The 8,386-nt window shown below is 75.3% G+C and carries 6 protein-coding genes; all 6 read left to right on the top strand.

The window, feature by feature from the left end; all coding sequences use genetic code 11:
• The coding region (locus ACFVHV_RS42470) for a putative baseplate assembly protein (protein WP_380359046.1) at positions 1-1,165 on the top strand (1,165 nt) is incomplete at its 5' end.
• Between the two features lie 34 nt (positions 1,166-1,199).
• A complete protein-coding gene (locus ACFVHV_RS42465) occupies positions 1,200-1,763 on the top strand; it encodes a phage tail protein (RefSeq protein WP_359897841.1) in 564 nt (187 codons plus the stop codon).
• A gap of 3 nt (positions 1,764-1,766) precedes the next feature.
• Entirely contained in the window at positions 1,767-3,056 is a 1,290-nt protein-coding gene (locus ACFVHV_RS42460; RefSeq protein WP_380359043.1) for an NADase-type glycan-binding domain-containing protein, read from the top strand.
• A 27-nt stretch (positions 3,057-3,083) separates the two neighbouring features.
• Positions 3,084-4,103 carry a winged helix-turn-helix domain-containing protein gene (locus tag ACFVHV_RS42455; RefSeq protein ID WP_359897839.1) on the top strand — a complete coding sequence of 340 codons (1,020 nt, stop codon included), beginning with the start codon at positions 3,084-3,086 and terminating at the stop codon, positions 4,101-4,103.
• Positions 4,104-4,226: 123 nt separating this feature from the next.
• The gene (locus ACFVHV_RS42450) at positions 4,227-4,595 is read left to right on the top strand and encodes a hypothetical protein (protein ID WP_359897838.1); all 369 of its coding nucleotides are present in this window, start codon (positions 4,227-4,229) and stop codon (positions 4,593-4,595) included.
• 378 nt (positions 4,596-4,973) lie between these two features.
• Positions 4,974-8,386: acyltransferase domain-containing protein (locus ACFVHV_RS42445; protein ID WP_380359040.1), on the top strand; the 3,413-nt coding region annotated here is incomplete at its 3' end.

The following is an 8,386-nucleotide window of genomic DNA, read 5'->3' as shown; positions in this document are numbered from 1 at the left end:
GTTCTACTCCGAGTCCCCCACCGTCCGGCGGGCCGAGGTGTTCACGGTCGGCGGCACCGCCACCGCCGTCCACGCGCAGACCGTCACCGACGCGCAGCTCGGCACCTCGGAGGGCGTCGCGGGCCAGCGCTTCCGGCTGGCCCGGCCGCCGGTGCTGCTCGACGGCGAGCCCCCGGTGGTCGAGGTCGCGGCCGGCGAGGGCTGGGAACGCTGGACGCTCGTCGAGCACTTCGGCGAGTCCTCGCCCGCCGACCGGCACGTGGTGCTGGACGCGACCACCGGCGAGTTCCTCTTCCCGCCCGCGGTCCGGGAACCGGACGGCGGCCTGCGGGCCTTCGGCGCCGTGCCGCCCAAGGGCGCCCGGCTGCGCGTCCCGCGCTACCGCACCGGCGGCGGGATCGCGGGCAACGTCGCCCGCGGCACCGTCACCGTGCTGCGCAGCTCCGTTCCGTACATCGCCCGGGTCGACAACCGGGAGGCGGCGCGCGGCGGGGTCGACGGCGAGACCGTGGAGAACGCCAAGGCCCGTGCCCCGCACCAGCTGCGCCTGCAGGAACGTGCCGTCACCGCCGGGGACTTCGAGCTGATCGCCCGGCAGGCCGCGCCGTCCGCCGCCCGGATCAGCTGCGTGCCCGCCGGCGGCGGGGAGGCGGGGGCGGTACGGGTGCTGGTGGTCCCCGACGCCGTCGCGGACGAGGGCGACCGGCTGCGCTTCGAGCAGCTGATCCCCGACGAGCAGGTGCTGGCCGCCGTCGCGACCGCCCTCGACGAGCGCCGGCTGATCGGCACCCGGCTGGTCGTCCAGCCCCCCGCCTACCAGGGCGTGACGGTCGTCGCCCGGCTCACCACCCGCTCCGCCGACCCCGACCGGGTCCGCGAGGAGGTGCTCGCCGCGCTGTACCGCTACCTCAACCCGCTGCGCGGCGGCGCCGACGGCGAGGGCTGGCCGTTCGGCCGGGCCGTGCAGTACGGGGAGGTGTTCGCGGTGCTCCAGCGGGTCGCCGCGGTCTCCGGCGTCGAGGAGGTGCGGCTGTTCCCGGCCGACCCGATCACCGGACGCCGGGGCGCGCCCGCCGAGCGGGTCGAGGTCCCGGCGGACGCCCTGGTCTTCTCCCACCAGCACCAGGTCGTGGTCACCCCGGCCGCCGAGGACGGGACGTCATGAGCGAGTGCCGCGCGCCGGGAATCGGGAGGCGCCGATGAGCCGCGCGGCGGTCCCCGGACTGCCCAGCCCGTACCCGATCGGCGAACTGCTGCCCGCGCTGTTCGCCGACGACGACTTCGCCCAGCGGTTCACGGCCGGCCTGGACACCGTCCTCGCCCCGGTCTTCGCGACCCTGGACAACCTGCCCGCCTACTTCCGACCCGGCCTCGCGCCGGCCGACTTCCTCGACTGGCTGGCCTCCTGGGTCGCGGTGGAGGTGGACCCGGCCTGGCCGGTGGAGGTGCGCCGCGCGGTGGTCGAGCGCGCCGTGGAGCTGCACCGCTGGCGCGGCACCCGGCGCGGCCTCACCGAACGGCTGCGGCTGGTGCTCGGCGCCGGAGCCGAGATCGTCGACGGCGGCGGAGCCTCCTGGTCCACCGACCCGGACGCTCCGTTGCCGCCCGCGCCGGGCGGCGACGTACTGGTCCGGGTCTGGCCGCTGCGCGGCCCGGCGCCGGACGAGGACCAGGTGCGGTCCGTCGTGAGGGCGGGCTGTCCGGTCCATCTGACCTGCCGGGTGGAGATCCTGCCCGGCCCACCCGGGCGAACGGAGGGCTGACGGATGCCGGTGTGCCCCGAATGCGGAACGGCCAACGGGGAGGGGGACGACTTCTGCGGCAACTGCGGCGCCTACCTCGGCTGGTCGCGCGGCGCCGCCGCCCCGGCGACGACGGCGCCGACGGCCGCGCCCGTCGCGGTGCCCGCCCCCGCACGGGCCGAGCCCGAGCCCGAGCCCGCGCCGGTACCCGTACCGGAGCCCGCGCCCGCGCCCGCGCCCGCCGGATCCACCCGGCGGAGCGCCTCGCGCCGGACCGCGCGCACCGGGGCGGAGCCCACGCGGGAGCCCAAGCCGGAGGCCAAGGGGGAACCCGGAGCAGAGGTCGAGGGGGAGCCCAGGGCGGAGCAGCCGCCCGCCCGGCCCGCCGAGCCACCGGTGACCGGGCCCCCCGTGACCGAGCCCCCGGCGACCCAACCCCCGCCCGCCGCCGAGCCCCCGCGCCCGAGCACCGCCCCCGTACGGCCGGCTCCCGCGCAGACCCCCGCCCCCGCGCCCGCCCCGAGGGCGGCGGCCGACCCGGTGGCCGTCCAGCCGGCCAAGCCCGTCGCACCCCGCCCCGTCAGCCGGCCCACCGAGACCGTCGAGACCCAGGACGGCCCGCCGTGCCCCCGGTGCGGCACGCCGAACCTGCCCGAGCGGAAGTTCTGCCGCCGCTGCGCCGCGCCGCTGACGCCCACCGAGGCCGCGCCGAAGCTGCCCTGGTGGCGCACCCGCTGGCCGTTCCGGCGCCGGGTGCGGATCGGCGGTTCGGGCAACGCGCTGCGCCGCACCATCGCGCTGCTCGTGCTGATCGCCGTGGTGGTCGCCGGGATCCTGCTCTACCCGGCGGGCAAGGTCGCCTTCCAGGACGTGCTGGACAAGCTCCGCAAGACCGCGCCGATCACCCCCGCCGCCACCTCGGCGAGCGCCGCCGTCGAGGGCCATCCGGCCACCTTGGCCGACGACGGCCTGAGCAACACCTACTGGGGCGCACCCGCGCTCGGCGACTCCGTCACCTTCTCCTTCCGCACCCCGTTCCGGCTGGTGGACCTGATCATCCACACCGGGGATTCCGTGGACCCGCAGCACTTCCGGCAGCAGGCGCGCCCCGTCGTCCTCGCCCTGGAGGTCACCGAGAAGGACGGCACGGTGCACACCCAGCAGGTTCCGCTCAACGACCAGCCCGGCCCGCAGACCGTGCAGACCGGGATCAGCGACGTCACCCAGGTGAAGCTCACCGTCCGGGAGGCCGCCGGCACCGGCCCGGGCCGCGCCATCGCACTCTCGGAGGTGGAGTTCTTCAAACGCACCTGAGCACGCGGCCCGCCACCGGAGGAAACGATGGTCTACCGGATCCACTTCACGGCGGGGGACCTGGCCAGGACCCGGCCGGCCGATCCCATGCCGTTGACCGAACTCATGGCGGCGGCGAGGGCGTTGCAGTCGCGCGGCCACGCGGCGCGACTGGAACCGTGGCGACGCAGAGCCCTGGCCGGGCTGCCCGAGCGGGCCCGCCTGGCGCTGTCCCTGGTCCCCGCGGACGGCTGGGGGCCGACCTTCCTGATGCCCGCGGTGGCAGGAGGCCCGGAGCAGCTGCTGGACCGGGTACGGGCCACGCCGCGCCGGCTCGTCGAGGCGGAGTTGGCCGCGATCGCCGAGCACCAGCCCGTGCCCCGGTGGACCCGTCACCTGGCGGACGACAGGGCGCTGCGCGAGAAACTCGTCGACAGCCTCGGCCTGCTCTACGAGCACCTGGTCGGCCGCCACTGGCCGCAGGTCGTCGACCGCCACGCGGCGGACCGGGCCGTGCGGGTGCGCCAGTTCCTCGGCGGAGGCGTCGAGCTCCTGCTGGCCGGCGCCAACCCCCGGTGGCTGCGGTGGAATCCGCCGGTGCTCGAAGTCCGCAGCACGGTCGAGTACGACCTGTGGCTCCGGGGGCAGGGCATCCTGCTGAACCCCTCGGTGTTCGCCACCCGGGCCATGGTCAGCGACGACGCCCACGGCCAGCCGTTGCCCGTGGTCACCTACCCGATCGACGACAGCGGGCCGGCGGACCGGTCGGCCCTGTTCGAAGCCGACCGGGCTCCGAGCGGATCGACGGTGGCGCTCTCCGCCCTGCTCGGGCACACTCGTGCCGCCGTCCTGGAGACGATCGCCGAACACCCCGGCTGCTCGACGAAGGAACTCGCGGCCCTCGCCGGAATCACCCCGTCCAGTGCCAGCGAACACGCCACCGTGCTGCGCGAGGCCGGGCTGATCGGCACTTCCAGGTACCGCAACGCCGCCCTGCACAGCCCGACCGCCCGGGGCCTCGACCTGCTCGGCGACGAGCCCGATCCGTCCGGTTCCGGCCGGACTTGAGCGGTGCCGCGGTGATTCGGAGCAGCCCGAATCTCCTGGAGCGGCGGTCCGGCGGCCGCGGAGACTGAGGACCGGGCGCCGAACCCGCCCGCACCACGACGTCACAGTTCTCGGGAGGTCCTCATGCGACTCGTCCACAAGGCCGGCATCGCCCTCGCGGCCGGCTTCGCCGCGGCGACCACGCTCCTCGCCCCGGCGGCGAACGCCCGGCCGGCCGTCTCGGCCGCACCGGCCGACTGCCCCAAGGGCTACTTCTGCGGCTACAAGTACAGCAACTACCGGCAACTCGCGTTCAAGTTCAGTGTCTGCGGTGCGATCCAGGAGATCCCCGACGGCCTGAACAGCGGCGGGTCCTGGTACAACAACCAGACCGCCGGTCTCAAGGCGAAGATGTACGGCAAGTCCAAGAACCTCGTATACACCACTCCTGGCGCACCCTACGGCGACCCCAACGCCGACTGGGCCCCGGTCTGGTACGTCAAGGCCTGCTGACCCCGCCCCGGGGGCCTGCTGCCGGGTGCGCCGTGCGCATCCGGCAGCAGGCCGGCCTCCAAGGAGACCCCGGGGCGCGGGCGGCGCTGCGGGCCTCGGTCACCGGCCGCCGCAGGCTCTTCGCCTCCGTCGCCGCCTGGACGCTCCTCATCCCCTCACCGCTCCGCGACGTGCCCGCTCCCCGTGCCCGCACCGTGTCGCGGCCTGCGATATCGGGACGCTATGCGACTTGGGCAAGATCGGCGTCGCACGTCCGGTGGCGGTACACGCCGGGCATGACGAAGGCGTCCCGGTCGGCGCGCGACCCGTGGGAGCGGGCGCCCCGCCACGGTCCGGCGACTGGTGGTCCTGATCGCCGTGAAGGAGTCCGAAGTCACGATGACGCACCCCGACGGTACGGAAGCACCGCTGCTGTGGACACTGGCCGGCAGCGGCAAGGAGTCGCTGGCGGCCGGCGCGCGCGGCCTGCACGCGTACCTGGCCGGTCGTGACGACTGGAGCCCCCAGGACATCGCGTTCGCCCTCGCGCGCACCGCTTCCGAGGGGAGCCGGCGGGCGGCAGTGGTGGCGGACGGCCGGGACGGATTCCTGCAGCGGCTGGACGCGCTCGCCGACGGCAGGAGCATGCCCGGCCTGCTGGAGGGCGCCGCAGGGGCAGGCGGGCGGGTCGCCTTCGTGTTTCCCGGGCAGGGCGCGCAATGGCCCCGGATGGCGGTGGACCTGCTGGACACCTCCACGGTGTTCCGCGACCGGATGGACGCGTGCGCGCAGGCCCTGGAACCGTTCGTCGACTGGTCGCCGATGGACGTGCTCCGCGACCCGGACGCGTCGGGCGCACCCGCCGGGGACCGGGCCGACGTGGTGCAGCCCCTGCTGTTCGCCGTGACGGTGTCGCTCGCCGCGCTGTGGCGCTCCCACGGCGTGGAACCGGCCGCAGTGCTCGGGCACAGCGTCGGCGAGGTCACCGCCGCCGCGGTCTGCGGCGCGCTGTCCCTGGACGACTCCGCGCGGGTGGTGGCCCTGTGGAGTCAGGCCCAGGCGACCCTGGCCGGGCAGGGCGACATGGTCTCCGTCATGGCCCCGGCCGGCGAGGTCGAGCCGCGGCTGCGCCGCTGGGACGGCCGCCTCGTCGTCGCCGCGCACAACGGCCCGCGGTCCGTGATCGTCTCCGGCGACCGCGACGCCGCGGCCGAACTCCTCGCCGACCTGGCCGCGGACGCGGTGCACGCACGGCGGATCGCGGTGGGCCTGGCCGCCCATTCCCCCCACATCGACGCGATCGTCCCCCGGATGCGCGCCGACCTCGCACCGATCCGCCCCCGCACACCGCATCTGCCCTACTACTCCGGACTGACCGGGGGACGACTGGACGTCCCGGTCCTGGACGCCGACTACTGGTGCCGCAACCTGCGCAACACGGTCAGGTTCCACCAGGCGGCCGGGGCCCTGCTGCGGGACGGGTACGGGGTCCTGCTGGAGGTCAGCCCGCACACCGTGCTGACCTCTGCCCTCGCGGACTGCGCGGAGGAACACGGCGCGCAGGCCGCCGTCCTCGGGACGCTGCGCCGCGACCAGGGCGGTCCGGGCCGGTTCCTGACCTCGCTCGGTGACCTGTACGTGCACGGGGTCACCCCGGACCGGGAAGCGCTGTTCGCCGGGCAGCACGCCCGGGTGCGGGAACTGCCGGCGGCTGCCCTGGCGGCGCTCGCGGAGCCCGGCCCGGCGGACGCGAACGGGCCCGGCGGCGCGGGCGGCGCGCGTGGTGACCGGGATGCCGGCGCCGCGTTCCGCGCGGAGCTGGCCGGATCGGACGTACCGGAGCGGCGTGCCGCGCTGGCACGGCTGGTGGGCGAGGAGATCGCCGCGCTGACCGGGCGGTCCGATCCGGTCCCCGCCGACCTGGCCTTCCTCGACCTGGGATTCGACTCCGTCACCGCCGTGGAGCTGCGCAACCGGCTGAGTGCGGCGACGGCGCTGCGCATCCCGGCGACGGTTGTCTTCGACTGTCCGACCCCGGCGGCCCTGACCGCGTACCTCTGCGCCGAGATCGGCGGCGACCGGCCCGACAGCAACACGGACGCGGACGAGCCGGTGCGGCGGGCCGAGGACGACGACCCCGTGGTGATCGTCGGCATGGGCTGCCGCTACCCCGGCGGTGTCGGCAGCCCCGACGAGCTCTGGGAGCTGGTGTCGGCAGGTGCCGACGCCGTCTCCGCGCTGCCCGACGACCGCGGTTGGGACACCGCCGGACGGTACGACCCCGCACCGGGGACGCCGGGCCGGTACTACCAGCGAGAGGCGGGTTCGCTCGCCGGTGCGGCGGACTTCGACGCGGAGTTCTTCGGCATCTCGCCGCGCGAGGCGGCGGCGATGGACCCGCAGCAGCGGCTGCTGCTGGAGACGACCTGGGAAGTGCTGGAGCGGGCCGGGATCGACCCGGCCACCCTGCGGCGGACCCCGACGGGCGTCTACGTCGGGGCGATGACCATGGACTACGGGCCCACTCTCGAACAGGGCGCCGACGAGGGCGGCCACCTGCTGACCGGCAACACCGGAAGCGTCGCGTCGGGCCGACTGGCCTACACCCTCGGTCTGGAGGGAGCGGCGGTCACCGTCGACACGGCCTGCTCGTCCTCGCTGGTGGCCCTGCACCTCGCGGTACGGGCGCTGCGGTCGGGTGAGTGCTCGCTGGCGCTGGCGGGCGGCGCGACCGTGATGTCCACGGTCGGCATGTTCGTGGAGTTCAGCCGTCAGGGCGGTCTGGCCCCGGACGGCCGCTGCAAGGCCTTCGCGGCAGCCGCCGACGGTTTCGGCCTGGCCGAGGGCGTGGGGATGCTGCTGGTGGAGCGGTTGTCGGACGCGCGGCGCAACGGGCATCCGGTGCTGGCGGTGATCCGTGGTTCGGCGGTGAATCAGGACGGTGCGAGCAATGGTCTGACGGCGCCGAACGGTCCGTCGCAGCAGCGGGTGATCCGTGCGGCGCTGGCGGACGCGGGGCTGGTGGCGTCGGACGTGGACGTGGTGGAGGCGCACGGTACGGGGACGCGGCTGGGCGACCCGATCGAGGCGCAGGCGCTGCTGGCGACGTACGGGCAGGACCGTCCGGCGGACCGTCCGGTGTGGATCGGCTCGCTGAAGTCGAACATCGGCCATTCCCAGGCCGCGGCGGGGGTGGGCGGCGTCATCAAGTCGGTGCTCGCCCTGCGGCACGGGGTGATGCCGAAGACGCTGCACGTGGACGGTCCGACGCCCGAGGTGGACTGGTCGGCGGGGGCCGGGCGGTTGCTGACAGAGGCCCGTGCGTGGGACGACACGGGCCGTCCGCGCCGGGCGGGTGTGTCCTCCTTCGGCATCAGCGGGACCAATGCTCACGTGATCCTGGAGTCGGCGCCGGCCGAGGCTCCGGCCGGGGCGGTGGAGGGTGCCCGGCGTCCTGGGCCGGTGGTGTGGCCGGTGTCGGCGCGCAGTGCGGAGGCCCTGCGGGCGCAGGCGGGGGCGTTGGCGGCGCGGGTGGTGGCGGAGCCCGGGCTCGACACGGCGGACGTGGGTCATTCGCTGGCGGTGGGGCGTGCGTCCTTCGAGCACCGTGCCGTGGTGGTGGGCGGGGACCGGAGCGAGTTGCTCGACGGCGTGAAGGCGCTGGCGGATGGGCGTTTGGCACCGGGGTCGGTGTCCGGCGGCGGGTTGGTTTCCGGTCGTTCGGTGTTGGTGTTCCCGGGTCAGGGTTCGCAGTGGGTGGGGATGGCCGCGGAGCTGTTGGCCGAATCGGCTGTGTTCGCGGGGCGGATGGC

The sequence above is a fragment of the Kitasatospora sp. NPDC127116 genome (assembly GCF_042677365.1).
GTDB lineage: Bacteria > Actinomycetota > Actinomycetes > Streptomycetales > Streptomycetaceae > Kitasatospora > Kitasatospora lactacystinica.
Note: the sequence above shows the minus strand (reverse complement) of the source record. Positions and strands in the feature narration are given on the sequence as shown.

Bases quoted from the DNA above. Each gene is read 5' to 3' on its own strand.
- ACFVHV_RS42465 (WP_359897841.1), top strand. From the start codon at position 1,200: ATGAGCCGCGCGGCGGTCCCCGGACTGCCCAGCCCGTACCCGATCGGC.
- ACFVHV_RS42460 (WP_380359043.1), top strand. From the start codon at position 1,767: ATGCCGGTGTGCCCCGAATGCGGAACGGCCAACGGGGAGGGGGACGAC.
- ACFVHV_RS42455 (WP_359897839.1), top strand. From the start codon at position 3,084: ATGGTCTACCGGATCCACTTCACGGCGGGGGACCTGGCCAGGACCCGG.
- ACFVHV_RS42450 (WP_359897838.1), top strand. From the start codon at position 4,227: ATGCGACTCGTCCACAAGGCCGGCATCGCCCTCGCGGCCGGCTTCGCC.